The organism is Borrelia hispanica CRI (assembly GCF_000500065.1).
In the GTDB taxonomy this organism is placed as follows: domain Bacteria; phylum Spirochaetota; class Spirochaetia; order Borreliales; family Borreliaceae; genus Borrelia; species Borrelia hispanica.
On record NZ_AYOU01000079.1, the window covers coordinates 20,550 to 44,559 of the forward strand.

Genomic DNA, 24,010 nt, shown 5'->3' on the forward strand with positions numbered 1-24,010 from the left:
TAGAATGATTAAGTAGTTATAATTTTTTCAGTATTATTCTTAATTAAAATAAAAGCATTAGCTTTAAAGTGAAACTTTAAGGCTATATAATTTATTTTTTGTATTGATTATCATTAATGTAAAATTAGTGCTTTACAAGTGATAATTTGTAATTGATGTTTTTATACAGTTTATGATGATTTAGCTAGTATAGCATATACATTATGGTATAGGTTATAATGTATGTTTAATTTAATATTAAAGAGGATATTTGGTGGTTAAAGGCAAAGTTTGTATTTTATTATTGTTTTTAATATTGATAATAGGTTGTAATTTTAAATCTATCAAAAATGGTGAAATGTATAAAAAGGGCTTGTCCGAGAAGATTTCTTTTAAAGATAGAATAGGTTTGGTAGATTTTGTTTTTGATGATTTAGATGAATTTAAAATATCTAGTGAAAATCAGGAATTTGTTATGTGTTTAGAGAGAATTGTAGGGGATCCTGATATAATGGTTTCTAAGACAGATAAAACATATAAAAGAAATGAATTTTATAATTTATTAAAAAAGATGAATACAGAAGATATTGACAAAATTATGGCATTTAATGTGATTTATAAGGATTTAAAGAGAGTTGAAAAAATTATTTTTGATCTTAAATGGCATAAGTTAAGAGATATTTTGGATTTTTATTTTCAAGATTATAAAAATATTTATTTTCTATCTTTAAAGAGAATCTTTGGTATGTTTATTGCTGGTAAAAATGTGATTCATCCTAATGATACAGTTGAGCATCATTCTTTTATTTTAAATAAATTTGTTAAAGATTTAGAGAATATTAGAATTTTTGATTCTTGTTTTGTAGACTTGTGTGATAATGAGAAAAGAGTTATTTATTATATGTGTAATGTTATAAGCAATATGAGTGTTGCTTTTGGTAAGTCTGTTTCACATTGTGGTTATGAGTTTTATTCAATGTTAGGAAAGTTTGGTAGTAATGGGATTCAAAGTATAATAAAAATCCATTTAGATATTATTGGCAAGATATGTGAAATTGAAAAATTATATTCTGATTATCTTTATGATAACATTATGGATCAAAAGGAGACATTTGCTTTTCGAAATAAAAAATATTCTTTGCGTAGAACATTTAGTACCATAAAAACTGCATATGGTGTGTGTTTAAAGGGTATTTTTGATAATAAAGATATTAACACCATATATAATAGTCTTGTAAATTTTAATATTGTTGATTTTAGTTGTTTAGATCAACTTAAAGCTGATATTGTTGTTTTTATTGATAATTTTAAATTACAATTTGCTGTAAAATAGACTAAAGGTAATTTGAGGATTCAATTTTGGGCTGCAGATTTTTATCTAAGCTATTTATTTATTTTGCAGCATTGATCATAAATATATTAATATTATTGTATTAATAGGTTATTAAGTTAGTATAATGTTATTTATAAAAGGGGGATATTTATTGTTTAGGGTAAGAAAAGGTTTCTTGTTATTTTTTTTATTTATCGTTGTTATAAGTTGTAATTTAGAATCCACAGAAAGTGTTGATAAACCAAAACATTTTGGCAAAATGAAAAGTGTTAAAGTAGTGGAAACCATTTCTAAAGTAGAACATTTTGATAAAGTAGAACATTTTGATAAAGTAGAACATTTTGATAAAGTAGAACATTTTGATAAAGTAGAACATTTTGATAAAGTAGAACATTTTGATAAAGTAGAACATTTTGATAAAGTAGAACATTTTGATAAAGTGGAACGTTTTGATGCAGTAGAACGTTTTGATGCAGTAGAACAAGATCTTGAGTCAAGTGTGTCTTTTATAGAACTTTCTACTAATGGCAAAGTTGATGATTTAGATTGTAATTTGCCACTTGTTAAGCTTTTAAGTGAATTTGGAATGTCTTCAGGTGATAAAGAGTTTATAAAGTGTATTTTGCATCTAGAAAGTATTATGACTGCTTCTTATGTGGAGATTCCTGAGTATAATGAGACATATACAAAAGATGAATTTTATAATCTCTTAAAAGATTTGGGTGCTGATAATGTTCGCAAATTGTCAGTATTTGTTGAAGCTTGGAAAGCTTACAAAAAAGTGATATCTTATTTTAGAGTTATTAAGCCAAAGATTAAGTCGGATGATGTACTGTTTAAGTTAAAATCCAATTTTTGTGTTGCGATTTTTAGTTATTTTCAATTTTTAAAGAAAAATTTCAATGAGTTTGTTGTTGTTAAAGATAAAGATAAGGTTTTTAGTCCTAATTTAATTATAGCTTGTATTTATGAACTTAGTAGTGTTGCAGTAGAGATTTTGTATATGATAGTTTTTGATGGTTGTTATGACAAACTGTCTGAAGATGATAGAGATGCAATTCTTTTTGTTAAAGATTTACTAGTACAAGATATGCTAATTGTTCCTAGTGTTTTTAATTTTGAAGGTTGTAAGATATATGATGATTATGAATTTTATCGTGTGTTAGGTAAACTTGGTGCTGATAAGATGGTGGAGGTGGCAAGGATTTTTGTAGATTTAAATAAAAGAATGGACTTGCTATTTGATTCAATTAATGCTTTTGATGGTTATATAGCTGCAGAGAAAGATGATAAGAGGAAAGATAATTTTCGAAATGCTAAGAATGAGTTTTTATATTCATTTCATCATAATGTAAAATTAATATATTTTATTAATATTAAACGTGCGTTTAATTCTGATGATACTGATGATATATATTCTAATATTATGAAACTTTTTACTTCTTTTAACCCTTATATGGGAGGACTTGAAGATAGAGTATGGTATTTTCTTATGGACATGGATGTTATAAAGAAAGTATTTATATTTGACTTAATTTAATTTGGATTTAAGTTGTTATTCAAGCTAGATTAAGTCTTATTTTTATTAAAATTTGAGTTATTATTAGGATTTATTAATAAGTTAAGGATAGGAAAAATTATATTTTAGATTTTGCAAAAACTTGCTCTGGTTTTAACATTGATAATAAATATGAATTGCTATATATTAGGTTGTTAATTGATAATAGTATTATTTATAGTTAGTTAATGCTATCATAATTTATGAGAGGAGATATTTAATGGTTAGATTGGGTAAATATGTTTTTTATTTTTTTTTGTTTGTAGTTGTCATAGGGTGTAATTTAAAATCTGCTAAAGATAAAGGTAGTGATTCGGTACTAAATAAGCATGTGAGTAGAAGGCCATCCCCTGTATTATCTACTGTAATATTTTCTGTTGATAGACAAGTTGATGATGATTTAGATTTGAACTTGACACTTGTTGAGTTTTTAGACAAATTTGGAATGTCTTCGGATGAAAAAAATTTTATTTTGCATTTAGAAAAAATTATAACCGATCCTGATTTATTAACTTTTGGGAGTAATAAAATATATACAAAAGATGAATTTTGTAATCTCTTAAAAAATTTAGGTGCTGATAATGTTCGCAAATTTTTAGTGTTTATTAAAGTTTGGGAAAAATACAAAGAAGTTGTAACTTATTTTGAAAATGTTATTGCAAGGGTTAAGTATAATGATGTAATAGAAGAGTTGAAATCTGATTTTTTGATGAAGCAAAATTATTATGTTGATTTAGTAAAAGAAAATTTTAATGCTTTTATTGAAGCCCCAGATAATTATGCTTTAAGTCAAGTTTCTATTTTGGAATTAGATAGTTTTAAAAGGAAGGCTGAGTATCTTTATGTTTTTGATGATTGTTATACAAATCTTTCACAAGATTATAAAAATGTGATTCTTTTTGTTAGAAATATATTGACAAATTCTAATATTGGTTTTGCTAAAGGTTATAAGACATATAATTCTGGTGAATTTTATTTATTACTAGGTAAGCTTGGTTCTGAGAAAATAATAGAAATGGTAAAAATTTTGTCAAATTTAAAACAGGAAAGGGCGTTGCTGCTTGATTCAATTAATGCTTTTGATGGTTATATAGCTGCAGAGAAAGATTATATTAAAAGACGTGAACTTATCGATAAAAATAGTTTTTTGAATAATGTATCTTCTTCTAATATAGGTTATTCGTTTTTTAACGATCTTAAGCGTGCATTTAATGATTACAATGATTCTGATATTATATATTCTAATGTTATGGAATTTTATGATATTTATAATGATCATATTAGTAAAATTAAACAAGATATATCGGATTTTCTTAAGGCAAAGGGTATTATATAAGTAATATTATAATAATTAATTTTTTAGTTAAGTAAAATAGGTTTTAGTTAATAAAAATGATAATTAAGCCTTAAGTTATTATGATTAAGGCTTAATTTTTATTTATCGATAAATTATTTGTAATAAATAATTGTAGATTATATTGTTTGATTAGAATAGTTGTTGCTAATTATGTATAAATTCTAATGAATTATCATTATATTCAATATAATACAATATAATAATAATTCACTAGTGCTTTTTTATTATACTTTATTTTCTTGATATTTCATTAGTTATTTACCTTAAAATATAATAAATAATTTCAATCTAAATAGATATTAAGTTGTATTAAATTTAAAATTGTATAATAATAATATTGTTATTATACAATTTTAAATTTAATACAATAATTAAAATTATATAATAATTAGTCATAAGTTAAATAGTAATTGTACTAATTTGAAAGAAATATATTTAGAGGAGATATTTTGATGGTTAAAGGAACGAAATTTAATTTATTATTGCTGTTATTTGTTAATGCCATGATCATATTGGTATTAACAATAGGTTGCAATTTAAAATCCCCACGACATGATGTTGTGCTTTATAAAAAATCATTTGAAAAAGTATTTTTGGGCAGAGAGTTAGAAGAAGTAAACATTCCTTTGCAAAGAGATGTTGATTTTGCTTTGCATGATAAGCAACTCAATGAACTCTTAGATACTTTTGAAATGGACGAATCGGAGAAGGAATTTGTTTTTTATATAAAAGAAGCTGTAACTAATTCTGATATAACTTCTGAAACTGACAAGACATGGAGTCAAGATGATTTTCGTGATATTTTAAAAAATTTGGGAGTAGTAGATGTTCGAAAATTAATAGGACCCAAGTCAAATTTTAATGCTTTATCTAGAGTTAGGGCAACTATTAAGTCTATAAAGAGTGTTTATGCTTTAGAAAAATTACGATCTCAGTTGGGTAATTATGAGCGTGCCTATTTTATTGATTTAAGGAAAGCTTTTAATGCATTTGTTAATGATGATAATAAAAGATACGATAATAGTATAGTTGGTGATTATACTTTTGATTTTGATAATCTTGGTAAGGAGGCTAGATATATTGTAATTTTTGAGTCTTGTTATGAGGAATTGCCTAGTGAGAGGCAAATAATAATTGGTAAGATGCGTAAAATACTAACTGATACTGATATTGGTCGTGCTGAGGGTTATAGGACATATGATAATTATGAATTTGATGTTTTATTTGGAAAATTGGGTAGCAGTGAAATTAAAGATATTGTAGAAATATTTTTAAAAAATTTGCAAGCAATTGAAACTGCTCGAATTCAAATTGATAATATTTATATGTCAGATAGAAAAGACATTTTAAAACGAAAGTTGGATGCTTATGAAGCTAGTTATCATTTAACTATTAAAAAGGTATTTAATTCAGATATTGTTGATGATATTTATGCCAAATTTAAATCTATGTCTATTACTGATCCTGATTCTAATTTTACTGTTGGAGTATATGATTTGTTTTATTCACTTGGTAACTGTGCTCTTTATATTTCTTCCTATAGTGTTGTGTATAGAATGTGTGCACCTCATCATAGTAGGGCCATTGATTATCTGAAAGGTATATTAACTCAGTCAGATGGTATTGATAGTTATAAAAGATATGAAGTTTATGAGTTTGAGGCTTTATTTGGTAATGCAAACTTTGATTTTAAATCAATTTTAGATGATCATATAGATACTTTGAAAAAGAGAGATGAAGTTAGGGAATTTGTTGAGGGTATTAGAGATGCATCTAAAAAAGAGGAACAAGAGAAAGAGTTGAATGTTCTTATGAGAAATTATCCAAAATACTTGCGAGAGTTATTTCATAACTTTGATCCCATTTATATTCTTGTTAATAATATAAATCATGACTATGCAGAACGTTTTGTCAATTTGAAATCTAATATTACGCATTTGGAATTTGTAAGAAAAACGCAAGAAAAATTATCAGTAAAGGAACATGAAATGTTGATGGAAATTTTAAGTATAGTGACTAATCCTAATATTGCTGTTGCTGAAGGTTATAAAACATATAAGGATTATGAGGTTGATGGTTTATTTGGTGATGATCGTTTTGATATTGTTAAATCTATAGGTATGCATTTGAAGGTTAGTGATTTACAACAAGAAGTTAATAAAGCGATTAATGGAATTGCTGATGTAGAACAAAAGGAGAATTTTAAAAATCAGTTTAATAAGCTTGTCTTAGGGTATCAAGTTCATTTAAAGGGGTTGTTTCATATGATTACTGCTGATAATATACCTCCTGTACTTAAAATTGATACTTCATTTGTAAATAGACTTAATAATATGCTAGATCAAATTAAAAGGATGTTTCCCCAAAATTAATATAAAGTTATTCATTTTTAGATGGTATTAAGCCTTGGATTAACATAATCCAAGGCTTTTTTTTAATTAATTTCTTAAAAAAATTTAGTTATAAGAGTTTATAAATTTTGTTTTGGCTATAAATGATTTATATTGGTTAATTAATATTATTTATTATTTGATATTTTTTTATTAATTTAATTTTTAAGAAAAAGGAGATTTGAATAATGAATGAGAAGAAAGGCCGTGATTTATTGTTTTTATTATTATTTTTTGTAATGTTTGGGAGTTGTGGGGTAGACACTCAAAAAAAGAAAGGTTTGGCAACTGATAGTGGGGTATATAATTTTAGTAAAGTTGTTGTTGCAAAACAACCGGATACGAATTTTACATCCGTAACTAGATTTGGGCAATCAGTGGTGTCACCGACAACAGAAAATGGAGAGCAAAAACCTGTGAATTATGAAGGAAGAGAAGGAGATTTGAAACCTGATGATTCGGAGGCTTCTGGAATAACATGTGACGATAGTTCAATTTCTACATTAAAAGATGAAGTGGTGGAAGTTGAATCATCTCCAGAAAAAGAGGAAGCAAGGTTTTTTGCTTTGAGCAATAAATTTGGTTTGTCTTATGATGAGAAAATATTTATTGGAATTATAAAAAAAATTGTGACTGATGTTAATGTTGGATTAAATAGGGGTTATAAGACATATAGTAATAATGAATTTTATAATTTGTTAGAAAAGCTGGGTGCAAATTTTGTTAAAAGGATTGTTAAATCCTTAAAACCAACTTTTATTGCATTAAATAATGCTCAGATTGCTTTTGATAAGCTTAAAGAGAGTCATAAAAAGCATTTTCAAATGACTTTTAATATGGCTTATAATGGATTTGCGAGGGATTTGAAGAGTATGTTTAATAAGTCTTGTTTTGTAAATATATATAATAGTTCTTTGCAATATGATAATCCTTATCGTGTTGAGTTTGTTTCTCTTTTAAGGTATTTTGATTATATGAATGGTGGCAAAAAATGATAAGATGATATTTATGATTATGATGCATAGCATGAATTAGAATATTTATGACACATCATTGTATAATGATATAATGATGTGTTAATTTAACTTGGAGATGTTTAATGGTTATGGGAAAAGATTGTTTTTTATTGTTATTACTAGTATTAATGGTATTAATAGTGGATTGTAATTTAAAATCCCCAGAAGTTTTGCAATCTGAGATAACATCAAATATGGGCTTTGTGTCTAGAAAATCATTGGAAGAAGATAGTTTATTTAATACGTTTGAAGACTTTTTGAAAAATAGTGTTGAGATTAGAGATAGTGATATTAATAAGTTACTTGATAAATTTAAAATTTCAAATGAAGGAAAAGAATTAGTTTTGTATATAAAAAAATTATTGTGTGATCCTGATGTTGTAGATAATAAAAGTGATTATAAGATATATACAAAATCTGAATTTTATGATTTGTTAAATAATTTGGGGCCTGATGGGCTTTATGCATTAAGGAAGTATTTATGGTGGTCTTATAGTTTATTAAAAGAAACAGAGGCAGCTGTTGATGGTCTTGATAGCGATGTAAAAAGGGCAGTATTACGATCGAAATTAAATTATAACAAAAATGCTTATCATTTAAGTTTAGGAAAAATATTTAGTGAATCAAATATTGGCGCTATATATGACAACATTGTCAATTATAAAAATCTTTTTGCTAAGAGTTTTGTTGCTATTCAACAATATGCATTGGGAAGGATTGATTCCCAAAATTCTGAACTCAATTTTTATGAAAAATCTTTTGTAATACTTACAATGGGGCTTTCTGATGATGAACAGAGGGCAATTAAGTATATCAAACAGATAATAGTTGATCCTAATACTAGTGTATGTCAATCGTGTATTAAATATAGTGATTATGATTTTGATGATTTACTAAGTAATTGGACTTTCAGTCAAATTCAGAGACTTGCAAGAATGTTTTTAAAATATCTTGAAATTAGAGATTATATTGAATATAAGATTAATAATCTTGATAAGATAGGAGAAATAGAAGCTACGGAAGAGGTGCAAAATAGAATAAAATCGGTTTTAACTTTATTAAAGGATGATTTTATGTTTTCTTTTTCTACTTTTAAGAATGAGTATCCACGATATTTACAAAGTTTATTTAATAAGTCTACTGCTGCTGAAGTTTATGAGAGTATTTCATCTCTCGATTTTCTTTTTGATCCTGAGTTTGCTAAAAGTTTTTTGATTTTTTGTTATGTAATTAATTATTATTATAGTGCTATGCATAACTTTCCAGTTATATATAATAAGTTGTCTGATCTAGAAAAAAAAGAAGTTGAGGATATGAGATTAAAAGTAGTTGATTCTTCTGTTAATAGTTTGTTATCTACAGATACTATTGCTGATTATGAATTTTATTCTTTATTAGGTGATGGTAGATTTTTTCTTCCAGCACTTTATGCTCATATTAAAATTATGAAGATCATTGAAGGGAAAAATGATTTTTTAGATATGATTCATAATGATTTTTTAGGTATGATTCATATTGATCTTAAAGATTCTGATAAGTTATCAATAATAAGTGATGATTTTGATAAGTTTGTACTTAATTATCCTACATATTTAAAACAATTGTTTTTGAGATTAACAAAAGATAGTAAAAATTTTTTTAACTTTATTGATAGTAATTTGTATCAACATGATTATAAGAATGAATTTGAGAAAATTATGAATAAAGTTGGGGAAATTTATAATCTTAAAAAGGCTGAAGAATTGAAAAAGGCTTGTGAATTGAAAAAGTCTTGTGAATTGAAAAAGTCTGGATAATTATTTATAGTTAGTAATAAAAATTAATTAATATTGATATAAATGTAAAAGGAGATATTTGTGTTTAGGGAAAAGATTTATATTTTATTAGTATCATTGGTATTAATAATAAGTTGTAATTTAAAATCTTCGCATATTGCTAAAGATGACAAGGGATTGAGAAGTTCTTTTGGTAAATCTGTTGTTGGTGGTTCGTTGCATGAAGTTGATAGGTTTTTAAATAAGCCTTTTATTCCAGTTGTGGAATATGATACACCAGCTGTAAGAGAGGATGTTGAAGAAATGGGTATGGGTGTAGATATTGGTGATATGGATGTTGAGCTTGATAGTTTGCTTGCTAGACTTAGCGTACCAAAAAAAGATAGAGATGTATTTGTTTATCTAAAAAAAGTATTATGTGATCCTACTATTACGCATGACCAAGGTGTTTATAAGACATATGCAATTTCTGAGTTTCATGATTTGTTGGATCGTTGGGGAGCAGAACGAGTTGCAATTATTAGATCAATCTTAATGAAAATTTTTACTCCATTAAAAGCATCACGGATATTGATTGATGGTTTTAGGAACGATATTCTTAAGCAAGGTTTATTGAGTAGATTTATGTTTATAAAGAGAGATTATGAAAGTTATCTTAAGAAAGTATTTGCTAGTCCTGATTTTTCGAGTATTAGAGTTTCTCTTGAGTATAACAATTTTTATTATGAAGAATTTGAACTGATTGAAGTCGATGCATTAGATTTTAAAGATTTTACAGATTTGAGAGAGCGTTATTCTACATTTATTGATGATGACCAAAAAGGAATTCAAGAGATAAGAGACATATTAACTTCTTCTGATATTGCTAGAGGTCAAAATTTTAAGACATATAGTAATGATGAGTTTGATATTTTATTTAGTAGTTGGAGTAATAATCAAGTTAAAAGAGTTGTGAGAATGCATTCGGGATACCTGAGAAAGGCAAAAGATGCTGAATTTCAAATTGATTATCTTGATAATATAGAAAGTATGGATGCTAGTACAGACTTAAAAGATAGACTAGTTACAAGTTTGAGAACATGGAAGCAAAAATTGAAAGATACATTTTCTCAAAAAAACAGCGGTTATCCAGAGTATTTAAAACAAATATTTAACAAGCCTACTGCTGTTGAAATTTATAACAATATTCCATTTCCTTCAGATGATGATGTTAATGGTCCTAAGTTTCATTTTCCTTTGAATGATACATATTTTTTGGATGTTAATGAATATTATTCTACTCTTAACAAATTTGTTTCTAAGTATAATAAATTGTCTTATGCAGAAAAAGTAGCAGTTGAATTTATAAGAAACATAGTATTTAATGCTAATATTGCTGCAGATAAGGGTTATAAAACATATACAGATGATTATAAATTTTATCTTATCTTTGGAAGAGATGATAATTATTTTTTAAATATAGTATGGCATAAATTGCGAATTGATAAGTTGAAAAATGATATTGAAGAGTATATTAATAACATTAAGAAAGACCTTGATAGAAAAAACGAAATTTCAAAAGAGAGAGATGAGCTAGTAGAAGAATATCATGTTAGTTTGAAAAAATTCTTTCATGGTGTTAATGAGGCTACTTTTGAATTTGATGATCCTTTAGAGAAAAATTATGATGACGTATATGACTTTGAATATGAGTTTAGAGACTTTTATGACAATATTAATAGTGAATTTTTTTAATTGAGAGCTTTAATAGTTCCATTTAATAAATCAGAATGATTAAATAAAGCTTTCAAGGTATTCTTGAGGCTTTATTTTTATATTATACATTATTTGTAATTTGTCAAAAAATGTACTTACTTTATAAGTAAATAGTTTAATTATTATTAAACTATTTTGTTAATTTATAGATATTAATAGTGGTTATTAATATAATTTCTGTTATAATATGGTTTGTACCATATTTATAATATTGTTAATTTAACAAGAATTTAGGTATAGGTAACAACTATTAAGTAAAAAATATAAAAAAATATATTTAAATTGTAAGAGGAGATATTTAGTGATTAGGCGAGTATGTTATGCTTTATTGTTATTATTAGTATTGATAATGAATTGTAACTTAACATCTGAAGATGTTTCTGATTTTGATGGTGCTTCACTTGTTATAAATTCTTTGATTGATCAAACATTAGACAAAGGAAATAGATTGTTAGAGAAGTATGAAGAGGGTGGTATTGATGCTATAGATACTGAACTTCATGAGTTCCTTGATTTATTTGGGGTGTCAGAAGATGGCAAAATGTTGATTTCTTATATAAAAGAAGTATTGTGTGATTCTGATATTGTAGATGCGCAGGGTAAGTGTAAGACATATGACTATGTTGAGTTTTATGAGTTATTAAATAATTTTGGAGCAGATAAAATTATTGCAATTGTGAACCATTTGCTTGCAACTTTTAATGCCTTGCGAGAAGCCGAACTTGCTATTAGTAAGGTTAGTGATGGGGATTTAAAAAGAAGCGTGCAAATTAGATTTGATCTTAAAAATAAGGCTTATAAATTAGCTCTAAAAAAAGTATTTAGTGCGTCTGTTTTTGATGAGCTATATAATAAGATTGTCAGTTATAATAGTTCTTATATTGATGATTTTATTAATATTAAAATTGATGCATCAAGTATTTTAGAAACTGAGCATCCAAAGAGTCATTATTTAACCCTTTCTGATGATATGCAGAAAGGGTTTGATTATATAAAATCCGTAGTAACTGATCCTGAAATTGCTAAGATTCAAGGTTATAAGACATATAGTGATGATGAATTTGATGCTTTATTAAATGATTGGTCTATTGCAGAAGTTAAAAACCTTGTAAAAATGCATTTGGGATATCTTGAAAGTATGAACTATATTATGAAGAGAATCAGTCTCATTGAAAATATAGGAGAGATAGAAGCTTCAATAGAGACAAAAAATAGGATAACAGAATCTTTAAGAATAGTTAAAAAGGTATTGGAAGATAATTTTTTAAAATTGAGAAATAGTTATCCAGTATTTTTGAAAAAAGTATTTGGTCAATCTTTTAACTTTGATATGTATAAGGATTTTCAACTTAAACTTTCTGTCTTTATTTTGTGTGATCGTGATGTTCAGAGTTTTCCCAGTCTATATAATAGTTTTAGTGCTATGCAAAAAGAAATGATTGAAGATGCAAGATATATATTGTTTGATGCTGCTATTTTTGTTAGTGAGGATGCTGTGGAGTTATTTGATTTTTACTTTTATATTATGTTTTTACAGGATAGAAAATTTTTTGATGTGTTAGAAAATTATTTTAGTATTAAGGAAAAACGGAAGGATATTTTGGAGATGTTTGCTAATTTTGTTAAGGGATCCTTTGAAGTAAAGTAAGTTTTAAAGAGGTTTGATGATTTTAAATGTATATCACAGTTATAAAAACACTTCAGGTTATATTTAGGCTTTATCTTTAGCATTATGTATTATTGTAGTGAGTAATGTAATAATAATAATAACTGTTTTAAAATGTTTAAAAACAGTTATTATACCTTGTTATATATCATAACTATCATTAAATGAATTTGTTTCTTGATAAGTTTTGGATTTTCTCTATTTATGTATTGTGATTTTTAATCCAAGTGATATGTCAAATATAAGAGAAGTACAATTGATATTTGAGTTTAATATTTGATATTTAATGATATTGATTATATGATGCATAAAAAGGGAGAATTTATGATGAAAGTAGGTATGGGGCTATGTGCAATATATTTTGTATTGAGTGTATTATTTTTTGGTTGCAGGCAATCACGTTTTACAGAAAGTGATATTCGGACATTATCAAAATTAAAATATAATCCAAAACCAAAAGTTATTATAGGTGAAACATCATCATCTTTATCGGGTACTACTACTTTACCATTAGGTGGCTCTTCTGAGGTAGTCTCTAGACCGTCGGGTAGTTTAGAAGAAGGTGTTTTAGATACAAGAAATGAACCAGAAGATTTGGGGTGGGTGTTCTTCAACCAGCAGCTCCTGCAGCAGTAGACAGTGTTATTGAACCAGAAGTTCCTGCAGCAGAAGAAGTTGTTCAACCAAAAGAGACAGGTGTAAAAAAACGTGTAAAAAAATATTATGAACAAGACGGGAAATATAAGAATAAATTTAATTTTTATATGGATGATCCGTTGGCATGTGCATATGAAGAGTCAAAAACACGGAACGAGGCTTGGGAACAATTTAAAAGCCTAAGATCGCTTTTTTTTGCATATTATGGTAAGGACGATTTTGATTCTAAACCTTATAATGACTTTGGTGATAGTAAGTATTTTCCCAATTTAGTTTTTTCTGAGATTTTTCCTTATCACTCTAATCCATTTAATCTTAGTTATCCAATTAGATATGTTTATTTAGCTTTTAGTTATAATAGTATTTGGATATATTGGTTGGCATTTGCGACACATCAAATATATTATGTTTATAAAGGATTAAGGTATACTGAATCTTATGATTATAATGAACATCATAAATATAAAGAAGCTTATAAACGATTTGTAGATAGATTATCGGATATGACAGCCGCGGTAGTTATTATTATTTAAATTTTAATCATAGTTTGCCTTATGGCAAGGGTGTGAAGAAAGATAAAGAAAATTTTGAAACTAAAGCAACACTTGAGGATTTGAGCGAATTAAATAAGCAGATTGTGCAATATATGAACAAAATGAGGGAGGTTGTAATTGTTGTGATGTATAATGTGTATGAGGTAATGCAGAGTATACTTAATGGAGATGAAATTACAGCAAAAGATTTTTATAAGATTTTTGATAAAATGAATAATGATGCAGATATTCAAAAGGGAATAGATATTGTTATAGAAGATAAAGAGAAAATGATGGCAATATTTAAGGAAATAGTTAATAGAGTTGGGCTTAATTAGTAAATAAAAAATTTTATTATAAATATATTTTACGATATTTAAATAATTAACTTTGATAACAAAATTTAAATTTTAATTATATGATATACTTATTTAATGAAAAGCACATTCTTTCATTTAGTTTTGAATAATTCTGCATTAATACTTGTAGATATTCAGAATGATTTTTTGCAATCAGGAGCACTTCCTGTTCCTGATGGTAGGGATATTATTCCTTTAGTAAATAAACTTCAAAATTGTTTTAAGCATGTTGTTGCAACTAAGGATTGGCATCCTGAGAATCATATAAGTTTTTTAAGTGAGACTAATGTTGATGGTTGGCCTAAACATTGTGTTCAAAATACATGGGGAGCAGCATTTCCAGAAGATTTAGACGTTGAAAAAATCAAAGCTGTTTTTTTAAAAGGACAGGATCAAAATTATGATAGTTATAGTGGATTTTATGATGATTGTAATAAAAAGAATCCTACGGGGCTTTTAAAACATCTTAAGAACAATAAAATTTGTGTGGTGTTTATAGTTGGCTTGGCATTGGATTTTTGTGTAAAGGAAACCCTTATTGACGCTCATAATTTGGGATTTAAAACTTATTTGATAATTGATGGTACAAAAAGCATTTCTGATTTTCCTGAATTGATAATTATAGAGCTTAAGAAGCTTGGAATATTGACCTGTTTTGCAAAAGATATTTTAATTAATTGTGATTTATGATGATTTTAGAGAAATAGCATTTTTACATTTTATTTTTATGTTTAAATGTGGTTTTTTGTAATCTTATAAATTCAATTATGGGTGACAGATTTTTATTTTGAGTTTTATATGCTAAATGCTATATCATTAATACTAGTGATTATAAAAGTTGATTAGTGTTGAGGTTTTAAAAATTAGAATTTTGTAGTAAAATAGAAAGCTGTTATTTATGAGTGTGATGATAAATCTTATGAGTATTATTATTTGCTCGGTCATTGCTTTTACTAGTTGTAGTGTAGACGAGAAAAATAATCTGAATATCCGATTTTCTGAGGATGGTTTGGATGAGGTGCTTCATGATGATAATTCTGAGCAAAATAAAATTCAGCAAGACGGTGATATTTGGAAACATTTTAATGATTCTCAGGAACAAATGCAGAAAGGGAATGTTGCTCAAGAAAATGATTATGAAATAATTAAAGAAGAGGTTTTAGAGGGATCTGCAAATGGACAACAATTTGTAATAGAAAATGTTTTGGAAGTTGAGAAATTAGATGATTATTTATTGGACAATAATACATTTTCTTCTATGCAAGGCATTGTAGATCGTATAACTGAGAAAATTGTTGTTGAGAAAATGTCTGATCATGGTGATATATTGTCAACAATGTCTCAAAAAGATCTATTAAAAGTTTATAAAGTGATATTTAAAACCAATTTAAATGAGGGACAAAAAGAGGCATTAGAATTTTTGGAAAAAGCTTTAGATAGTAAGGTTGATAAGTTAGATAAAATTTTTGTTTTAGATGAAGATGAAATTAAAAATATGCTTGATATAATAAGTAATAATTTAAATAGCATAAGGAAATTTGAATCTTCCAATGAGTTTATCTTTGATTCTGATGTTTTAGATGTTGTAGAAGTAGTAGAATTTAAGAGTGATGATGTAAGGGTAGAGTATGCGGAAGTAAAGAGTGATTTGAAAGGAGAAATTGAGCCTTCACTGGATGATTATTTATTTGTTATAAGTGCTTATTTTAATGATTATGATGATATTAAAGTTATTGTAGATAATATCAATTCTATTAAAATTTTATCACCTTAGTTTTGTTTTTATGTTAAAAATATTTGTATATGTATTTTGAAATTTTTAGTGTGAAAGCAAATTAGTTTTATGATTTATATATTTTGTATTAAGATGTATAATATTTATGTATGATGTTTTAGTAAATTAATCATTTGTTTTATTCTTACGTGTTGAAGGTTTGATTATATGAAAGAAGTTAAAGGAATTAAATTTCCTAAAAAGAAAAACTTAAAGGCCGAAGAGATGGATATTGAAGAATTTATTGCTCAAGTTGACTATACTACTATACAGTTAGATAGGGAGTTTCGAGAATTTCAAAGACAATATGGTTCAGATAAAAGTCTTGATGATTGGATGGTGCATATGGAGCAGGAAAATCAGATTAAAAATCAAAAAATTCAAGTAAAAGCCGAGACTTTAAGTTCATGTTTTGCAAAAAAACTTAGTGGTGTTGTTGGTAAAGATTAGGAATTTGCTTTAGATTTATCTAATCTATTTAGATTTTTTTTAAGTCCCATACGAATTTTGTGAATTTGACTTGAATTTGTGATATTAAGTAATTTAATGTTGGAGTGTTGTAAATTATATTAAGATACGATTTGCAATATTCCAGCAGTAAAGATAATTTAGTAAGCTATTTTATACCTTATTTAAATTAAGGGAGTAAGTTTTGCATTTGATTATGAAATTTTTGTTAGTTTGTATTATTATTGATGATATGTTCTTAGTTTTTTAATTCAGATGGGAGGTTTATTGTGAGAATTATTATAAAAAATGTTATTTTGATTTGTTTATTTGTTATATTTAGTTGCGGTCATAATTTATTTATAAAGCCAAAATCTGGGCTTGTGCAAGATTATGCTTCAGTGATGGTGGGTGATAAAAAGTATTATTATATGGAAGAATTTCCTATTAATTTTGATTTGGTATTTAAGTTTGTGGATAATGAGCATAAATCTACATCCAATTCTTATAGTAGGTCAATTCCAGGGGGTTTTGAAGAGAGAAGTCATTTTTCTAACACTAGTTCACAGAAAAGTGAATCTTCACATATTGGAAAAATTAGTGTATTAGTGAATTCAAGAGATGTAGAAAAATTGGGTATTAAATCTTTAAAAGAACTTAATGAATCTTTAAAGAAAGATAATTTGGACTCTTTGGATATTAAATTTGCTTTTGTGATTGATCTTACTAAATCATTGTTAAAAAAGAGTTTGGTTGGTGATAAACTTTTTATTTTTGATTATAAAGGACTTGTTGCTTTCAAAGATAGCATAAAAAATACTAATACTACTACCAGTAACGATAATTTAAATTTAACCGTAAATTATGTTTATAAGGGTCTTAAGGACAGTATTCATAAGATATATCCTAGAACATATAACCAATATGACAGTTCTTTAAAGAAATTTACTGATAAGAATAAGCATAAAGATAATAATGAGTTTTATTTTGAAGTTAAAGGTAATATAGGAAGTTTTTCAAATTTATTAGATAATGCTGTTCAAAAAATTAAGACAGGATTGCAATAAATTTTTTACTAAATGAGAAAATATTTTCGCTTGAGGTTTGATATATGTTTTGATGTGTGTAAAATTGTAGGCAACAATTCTGCAGAATTGTTGCCTACAATGATAAATATTTATTTTTTTGTTAAAAGTAGCATAAATAGTAATACTTGATTTTTTGTTAATGTAATAAAATTATTTTTATGAAAATTGTATGCAAAATGATTATTAAAGGAATTTATATTGGGTAATAATGCAGTAATTATCTTGGATTTTGGCTCTCAGTATAGCCAACTTATTGCAAGAAAAATTAGAGAGATGGGTGTATATACAGTAATAGTTACATATTCCCTTTCTGCAAAAGAAATTAAGGATATGAATCCTGTAGGTTTAATTTTAAGTGGAGGTCCTGCTTCTGTATATTTGGATGAAGCACCTAGTGTTGATATTGGGATTTTTGATTTGGGTATTCCTATTTTGGGGATATGTTATGGGATGCAATTAATTATTAAGTTATTTGGAGGTGTAATTTCTAAGTGTGATAAGCAGGAATTTGGACATACTGAATTATTTGTTGAGGATAATAAAGCTGATTTATTTTTGGAGCTTCCAAGTAAATTTGAAGTGATGATGAGTCATGGAGATAATATAGAAGAAATACCGGAGGGTTTTAAACAAATTGCTTATACTAATATTTGTGTTGGAGCTGTATTTAATTTGGAGAGGAGAATTTATGGTGTACAGTTTCATCCAGAAGTAAGTAGTTGTGATGTTGGTAATCAAATATTTATAAATTTTGTTTTTAAAATTTGTAAAGCAGAGACAAATTGGGATTTAAGTAATAGTATAGAAGATTTAGTAAAAGATATAAGATGTGAGGTAGGTGATCGTAAGGTAATTTTAGGACTTTCAGGTGGAATAGATTCTTTGGTATGTGCCTTACTGATTAATAAGGCAATAAAGGATAATTTGATATGTGTATTTGTTGATACTGGCTTTTTAAGGAAGAATGAAGTTAATGAAATATTGGAATTTAATAAGAAGTACAGTTTGAATATAAAACATATTGATTCTTCTTTGTTGTTTTTAAATAATTTAAGGGATGTAGATGATCCTGAAGAGAAGAGAAAAATTATAGGGAAGACATTTGTAGAAATTTTTGAAAAGGTGGCATTAGAAGAGGATGATATAAAATATTTAGCCCAAGGAACTATTTATTCCGATGTTATTGAATCTGAAGTTAAGAATAATGTTTGCTCTTCAAATATTAAGTCACATCATAATGTAGGAGGACTTCCGGATAAAATTAACCTAAGTTTGTTAGAACCATTGAGAAATTTTTTTAAAGATGAGGTAATTCAATTGGGAGTGCAATTGGGTCTTGAAGAGAAAGTTCTCTATAGGCATCCGTTTCCAGGGCCAGGATTGGCAATAAGAATAATAGGGAAAGTAACAAAAGATAAGATAGATATTTTGCAGGGAGCTGATCATATCTTGATAGAAGAGCTTTTGGTAAATAATTTATATTATAAAGTAAGACAAGCATTTGTGGTGTTATTGCCTGTAAGATCTGTAGGTGTTATGGGAGATAACAGAACATATGAATATACAGCTGTCATTCGATGTGTTAATACTCTAGATTTTATGACAGCTAGTTGGGTTGAATTACCTTATAGTTTTTTAAGAAAAGTTTCATCAAGAATAATTAATGAAATTAGAGGTATAAATAGAGTGTGTTATGATATTTCTTCTAAGCCCCCAGCGACGATAGAATGGGAATAATAAGTGAATTAATAAATGAGGGAGAAATAATTGATGGATAAAATAGTAAAAGAAGCTTTAACTTTTGATGATGTTTCTTTAATTCCTAGGAAATCATCTATATTACCTAGTGATGTTAATTTGAAGACAAGATTGACAAGAAATATATATTTAAATATACCTTTTTTAAGCTCAGCTATGGATACAGTTACAGAAAGTAGAATGGCAATAGCAGTGGCGAAGGAAGGTGGGATGGGTATTATACATAAGAATATTACTATTGAAATTCAAAGGAAAGAGGTGGAAATAGTAAAATCTTATCATCGTAATGGAATTATAAGGAATCTTATTACAATTAATGAGGATACTAGTATTAAAGAGGCCAAAAGGTTGATTGGTAAACATAATATTTCTGCATTGCCAGTTACAGATCATGTAGGTAAAATATTAGGTTTAGTAACCAGTAGAGACATTAGATATATTTCAGATGATGATACTCCTGTAATTAATGCAATGACTAAAAAATTAATTACTGCAAAAGAAGATATTACGTTGGCAGAAGCGAAAGAGATTTTATTTAAGCATAAGATAGAAAAGTTACTTATTGTTGATGAGTCAAATAGTTTGCGGGGATTAATAACTTGCAAGGATATAGATCATGTTGAACATCAAGAGTATTTTCCAAATGCATGTAAAGATATTAATGATAGATTGAGAGTTGGTGCAGCTGTTTCTACTGATGTTGATACTCTAGAGCGTGTTGAAGAATTGGTTAAGGCAGATGTTGATGTTATTGTTGTTGATTCTGCACATGGACATTCTACTAGGGTAATTGAGATTGTAAGGAAAATTAAAAGTAAATATCCAAATTTAGATGTTATTGCAGGTAATATAGTGACTAAGGAAGCAGCTCTTGATTTAATTGATGCAGGTGCAGATTGTTTAAAAGTGGGAATAGGTCCGGGGAGTATATGTACAACAAGAATAGTTGCAGGGGTTGGTGTTCCACAGTTGACGGCAATTAATGATGTTTTTGAGGCTTGTAAAGATACAAATATTTGCATCATAGCAGATGGTGGTATTAGATTTTCAGGAGATATAGTTAAAGCAATTGCTGCGGGAGCTGATAGTGTGATGATAGGGAATCTTTTTGCTGGAGCTCATGAATCTCCCTCAGAGGAAATAATGTATAATGGCAAGAAATTTAAGATTTATGTTGGTATGGGATCTCTTGCTGCTATGGCTAGGGGTTCTAAATCTAGGTATTTTCAATTTGAAAGTAAAGATTCGCCTGGGAAATTGGTTCCTGAAGGTATTGAGGGGATGGTTCCTTATGTTGGTAAGGTAAAAGACATTATCTTTCAATTAAAGGGGGGTTTAATGTCTGGGATGGGATATTTGGGAGTTGAGACAATATTAGAATTAAAGAGAGATGCTAAATTTGTAAAAATAAGTTCTGCGTCATTAAGAGAATCTCATATTCATGATGTTTTGGAGAATTGAAAAATTGATAGTTTAATTTTGTAACTAAGTTTTATATTATTTATAATTTTGAATTTTTTAAATTATTGTTTTATAGTTATTTATTTTGCATTTGTCTTGAATTTAGAACACAAGTCTTAGTGTATTATGATTAAATTTAATTTCAAGATAAATATGTCTATATAGTTGATGTTCTATTTGTATATAATTTCGGTATTTATTTTTTTTATGGGTTTTAATTAGTAGTATATTCTTGATTATTGCTAATTTGGAAGTAAAATGTTGTACACAAGCTTTTGATTTTAAAAAGGAGGAGAAAAATGACCAGGTATAATGATGTATTTATATTATTGATGTTAATATCTATAGTATCATGTAAAAATGCAGTTGACGGAACTAAAACTGTCAAGGATGTAAATGGTAATGCAAGAAATGGTTCTAGAGCTAAGAATGATTTTATTGTAGCTAATGGTTTTGATGTGAGGAATGGTCCTGCTATAGAGGGTAGTTCTGGTATTGATAATGCTAATATTAGAAATGATGTTGATAGGTTAAGTAAAGATGATATTATTAAACTTAAGACTTTTATTACGAAGTCTGTTAAATATGCAAGATCATTATGTCTTCTTGTGCAGGAGTATCATACAATTTATAGTTTTCTTAAAAATTATGTGTATTGTGTAAATGGTCCTGGTAATTGTGATAGTGCAAAATTAACCAAGGAATCTAGAGATGTTATAATCAGAATGAAGGTTGATAATATTGTTGATAAACTTGAGAATATTTTAAATTATTTTAAAATACATAATCCTCAGATGAGGATAGATGCAATTGAACAACTTAAGAAAATTTTTGAGTATAAAGTTAATTCTGTCTTTGATAGTAACGAAGTAAAAATGGAGCAAGTTGTTAATGTTGTTCAATTGATAATTAATGCTTATGAAAATGTTATTGATACTGCTGTAAGTATGTATGCTGATATGTTTTCTTTTATAGTGTCTCAATGTTCTTCAAAAAAATTAGCGGAAATTTCTAAAAATTTTGTTCGAAGTATCAAATTGTGTATGAAAAAAAATGATAGTAGTAATATTTTATTGGTTCAAATTATGATTTCTGTTTTTGAATCTATTTTTTTAAATCAGGGAGATATTAGGGATGTTAAAGGAAATGCCAGAAAGTTATTTTTTTATAGGAGAGGAAAGGAATTATCAAATTCTATTGATGAACTTTATGTTGTTTATCATATAGCTAGGCTGAATTAGGTTTTAGTTGATTTTTATTTTATTATTATTAATAGTCTAAGATTCATAAAAATTGTGAGAAAATGCCAATAGACTATTAAGTTATCAACAAACTTAACTCTATTTTATCTCATATCATAAAATAGAGCTTGATAAAGGATTATCTCTAACGATAATTTTTAATTAATATCTATATTAGTGTTTAGTAAAATCGAATTTATTTTGTAATTCTTTTTTTCCTAAATTTCTTAATAAGATTAATATGTTTTTAAGTTTCCTCAATGCTTTTGTTTTAATAAATCTATTGATTAGATTATTTAAATAATTATTATTTTCTTAGATTTATGACAAAAAATTAGAAGGTATTAATAAGTTACTATTTGGTTAGGAATGAATAATTTAGGTCCAGATACCATTACTTATATTAAATTATTAATTATAGGAGAGGGATAATATGTCCAAGATATTGATGAAGTACTTTATATTTACATGTAAAATCAAAGGGACTTGTAGTCCTATATTTAGTGTACTAATGATATTAATTTTACGAAGTTTATATTATTAATTTGTATGGTGATGTATAAAAAAAAGAAAAAATATAAAGTTGTGGTGCTGATGAGAATATATTTTGTATTCAAATAGGTATTCTAATTAATATTTACTCAATATTAAAGATTTAATTAAGAAATACGTTTTAGTTAGTATTTCTTATAAAACTATGAAGGTAAGAGACACCAAAGATATGAATTCTTAATATAAATGATATTTTGAGTATTAATTTTGAACAATATACGATTAAGACTTAGAATTATTTTTTTGTTAAAAATAGTTTGGATAATGAAAATTTGGTAACAAGTTTATGATGTAATGAAACATATGCTAAGTGTTTATAATTAATATAGGTTTAGTTACAATTAAATTTTGTCAATAATTGTCTTCGGATATATTTTTATTGTTTATTAGCTAGGAAAAAATCTTTATTTGTCAAATATATCATTAATAATTATTGGAATTTGGTTTATTTTGAAAATAAAATTTTAATCCGTATTGTATGTTACTGGTAAAGTTATTTAATTGAGTATGATTGATTATTTTTAAATTTTAGATAATTTGATGACAATAATTTTGGTTAATTGTTGTTCTTTATATTTGTGTGTACAATTTTATAAAAATTGTGTTAGATTGAAAGATCTAAGTGAAATTTTCATAAAGGAGGTATAATAATGAAATTCAGAAACAAATTTTTAATTTTAAGTTTGCTTTTAATTTTTATTAGTTGTAAGATGTTCTATAGTATTGATAAAGAAACTTTAGAATTGTATGATGATGCATATATAGAGGAATAATCTATATTGTGTTCTAATGAGGGACTATTAAGATAATTTTGATGAATTTAGTGAATCTTCACAGTACGTTGATCTTACAATATATGAGGCTAGAATAATAATCAAGAGAAGATTTTCTGATGAAGAAAGTATTGCTGTTAGAAGTGTTGCTGTTGTGTGATCAAAGCTTATCGAAAATTTTTTCAATAATGGTATTATAACAGCTAAAGTAATGGCATACGAGAATGAATGAAGATGAAGAGTAGAAGGTAAACCTTTTTAGCCGATTATGATGTGGATGATGCACTTTATTGGATCAAAATAATAAAAGAAAAGAATTAATTAAATATAATAAATATGACTTTAGAGATAGTAGAGGATATTATTACTTTAAAAATAAATATTTTACAAAATATAAACAAGAAAAATATTTTGATAAAGTAAAAGGATTTTTAGAAGATTTTGAGAACAAAATAAAAAATATTATGAGAAATTCATATCAATATAATGAAAAATTTTATCAGAATTAGAAAGAGATTTTCAAGAAATAAAAAACTTT

General features: G+C 26.5%; 20 protein-coding genes. All 20 read left to right on the forward strand.

Features of this window, described 5'->3' with window-relative positions; genetic code table 11:
* Window positions 1–253: 253 nt before the first annotated feature.
* The 20 genes from U880_RS0102110 to U880_RS0102195 all read left to right on the forward strand — a co-directional run bounded on the left by U880_RS0102110 (window position 254) and on the right by U880_RS0102195 (window position 23,981).
* Window positions 254–1,312, forward strand: coding sequence for a BTA121 domain-containing protein surface lipoprotein (locus tag U880_RS0102110; RefSeq protein WP_024654581.1), 1,059 nt, complete (start codon window positions 254–256; stop codon window positions 1,310–1,312).
* Window positions 1,313–1,463: 151 nt separating this feature from the next.
* Window positions 1,464–2,852: a BTA121 domain-containing protein surface lipoprotein gene (locus U880_RS0102115; protein ID WP_024654582.1), complete on the forward strand. Its 1,389-nt coding sequence runs from the start codon at window positions 1,464–1,466 to the stop codon at window positions 2,850–2,852.
* Between the two features lie 238 nt (window positions 2,853–3,090).
* On the forward strand, window positions 3,091–4,206 hold the full coding sequence (locus tag U880_RS11560) for a BTA121 domain-containing protein surface lipoprotein (RefSeq protein WP_024654583.1): 1,116 nt from the start codon (window positions 3,091–3,093) through the stop codon (window positions 4,204–4,206).
* 473 nt (window positions 4,207–4,679) lie between these two features.
* Window positions 4,680–6,599: a BTA121 domain-containing protein surface lipoprotein gene (locus U880_RS0102125; RefSeq protein ID WP_024654584.1), complete on the forward strand. Its 1,920-nt coding sequence runs from the start codon at window positions 4,680–4,682 to the stop codon at window positions 6,597–6,599.
* A gap of 206 nt (window positions 6,600–6,805) precedes the next feature.
* On the forward strand, window positions 6,806–7,612 hold the full coding sequence (locus U880_RS0102130; protein ID WP_024654585.1) for a BTA121 domain-containing protein surface lipoprotein: 807 nt from the start codon (window positions 6,806–6,808) through the stop codon (window positions 7,610–7,612).
* 104 nt (window positions 7,613–7,716) lie between these two features.
* Window positions 7,717–9,429: a BTA121 domain-containing protein surface lipoprotein gene (locus tag U880_RS0102135; RefSeq protein ID WP_024654586.1), complete on the forward strand. Its 1,713-nt coding sequence runs from the start codon at window positions 7,717–7,719 to the stop codon at window positions 9,427–9,429.
* 60 nt (window positions 9,430–9,489) lie between these two features.
* Window positions 9,490–11,142, forward strand: a complete 1,653-nt coding sequence (locus U880_RS0102140; RefSeq protein WP_024654587.1) for a BTA121 domain-containing protein surface lipoprotein — start codon at window positions 9,490–9,492, stop codon at window positions 11,140–11,142.
* 322 nt (window positions 11,143–11,464) lie between these two features.
* A complete protein-coding gene (locus U880_RS11715) occupies window positions 11,465–12,811 on the forward strand; it encodes a BTA121 domain-containing protein surface lipoprotein (RefSeq protein WP_024654588.1) in 1,347 nt (448 codons plus the stop codon).
* 357 nt (window positions 12,812–13,168) lie between these two features.
* The gene (locus U880_RS11720; protein ID WP_235047987.1) at window positions 13,169–13,465 is read left to right on the forward strand and encodes a hypothetical protein; all 297 of its coding nucleotides are present in this window, start codon (window positions 13,169–13,171) and stop codon (window positions 13,463–13,465) included.
* Window positions 13,429–14,019, forward strand: a complete 591-nt coding sequence (locus U880_RS11725) for a hypothetical protein (RefSeq protein ID WP_235047988.1) — start codon at window positions 13,429–13,431, stop codon at window positions 14,017–14,019. Before U880_RS11720 ends, U880_RS11725 begins: the two co-directional genes overlap by 37 nt.
* Before the next feature lie 32 nt (window positions 14,020–14,051).
* The gene (locus tag U880_RS11730; RefSeq protein ID WP_235047989.1) at window positions 14,052–14,357 is read left to right on the forward strand and encodes a hypothetical protein; all 306 of its coding nucleotides are present in this window, start codon (window positions 14,052–14,054) and stop codon (window positions 14,355–14,357) included.
* A 96-nt stretch (window positions 14,358–14,453) separates the two neighbouring features.
* The gene (locus U880_RS0102155; protein ID WP_024654589.1) at window positions 14,454–15,068 is read left to right on the forward strand and encodes a nicotinamidase; all 615 of its coding nucleotides are present in this window, start codon (window positions 14,454–14,456) and stop codon (window positions 15,066–15,068) included.
* A 208-nt stretch (window positions 15,069–15,276) separates the two neighbouring features.
* A complete protein-coding gene (locus U880_RS0102160; protein WP_024654590.1) occupies window positions 15,277–16,152 on the forward strand; it encodes a hypothetical protein in 876 nt (291 codons plus the stop codon).
* 168 nt (window positions 16,153–16,320) lie between these two features.
* Window positions 16,321–16,602: a hypothetical protein gene (locus U880_RS0102165; RefSeq protein WP_024654591.1), complete on the forward strand. Its 282-nt coding sequence runs from the start codon at window positions 16,321–16,323 to the stop codon at window positions 16,600–16,602.
* Window positions 16,603–16,889: 287 nt separating this feature from the next.
* Window positions 16,890–17,666: a hypothetical protein gene (locus U880_RS0102170; protein ID WP_024654592.1), complete on the forward strand. Its 777-nt coding sequence runs from the start codon at window positions 16,890–16,892 to the stop codon at window positions 17,664–17,666.
* 219 nt (window positions 17,667–17,885) lie between these two features.
* Window positions 17,886–19,424, forward strand: coding sequence for a glutamine-hydrolyzing GMP synthase (guaA, locus tag U880_RS0102175; protein ID WP_024654593.1), 1,539 nt, complete (start codon window positions 17,886–17,888; stop codon window positions 19,422–19,424).
* Window positions 19,425–19,454: 30 nt separating this feature from the next.
* Window positions 19,455–20,906 (forward strand): IMP dehydrogenase, encoded by a 1,452-nt coding sequence (gene guaB / locus U880_RS0102180; RefSeq protein ID WP_024654461.1) that lies wholly within the window; start codon window positions 19,455–19,457, stop codon window positions 20,904–20,906.
* Between the two features lie 299 nt (window positions 20,907–21,205).
* The gene (locus tag U880_RS0102185; protein WP_235047974.1) at window positions 21,206–22,147 is read left to right on the forward strand and encodes a hypothetical protein; all 942 of its coding nucleotides are present in this window, start codon (window positions 21,206–21,208) and stop codon (window positions 22,145–22,147) included.
* A 1,202-nt stretch (window positions 22,148–23,349) separates the two neighbouring features.
* Window positions 23,350–23,472, forward strand: a complete 123-nt coding sequence (locus U880_RS11945; protein ID WP_268744602.1) for a hypothetical protein — start codon at window positions 23,350–23,352, stop codon at window positions 23,470–23,472.
* A 290-nt stretch (window positions 23,473–23,762) separates the two neighbouring features.
* Window positions 23,763–23,981 carry a hypothetical protein gene (locus tag U880_RS0102195; protein ID WP_024654459.1) on the forward strand — a complete coding sequence of 73 codons (219 nt, stop codon included), beginning with the start codon at window positions 23,763–23,765 and terminating at the stop codon, window positions 23,979–23,981.
* The last annotated feature ends 29 nt before the right edge of the window (window positions 23,982–24,010 follow it).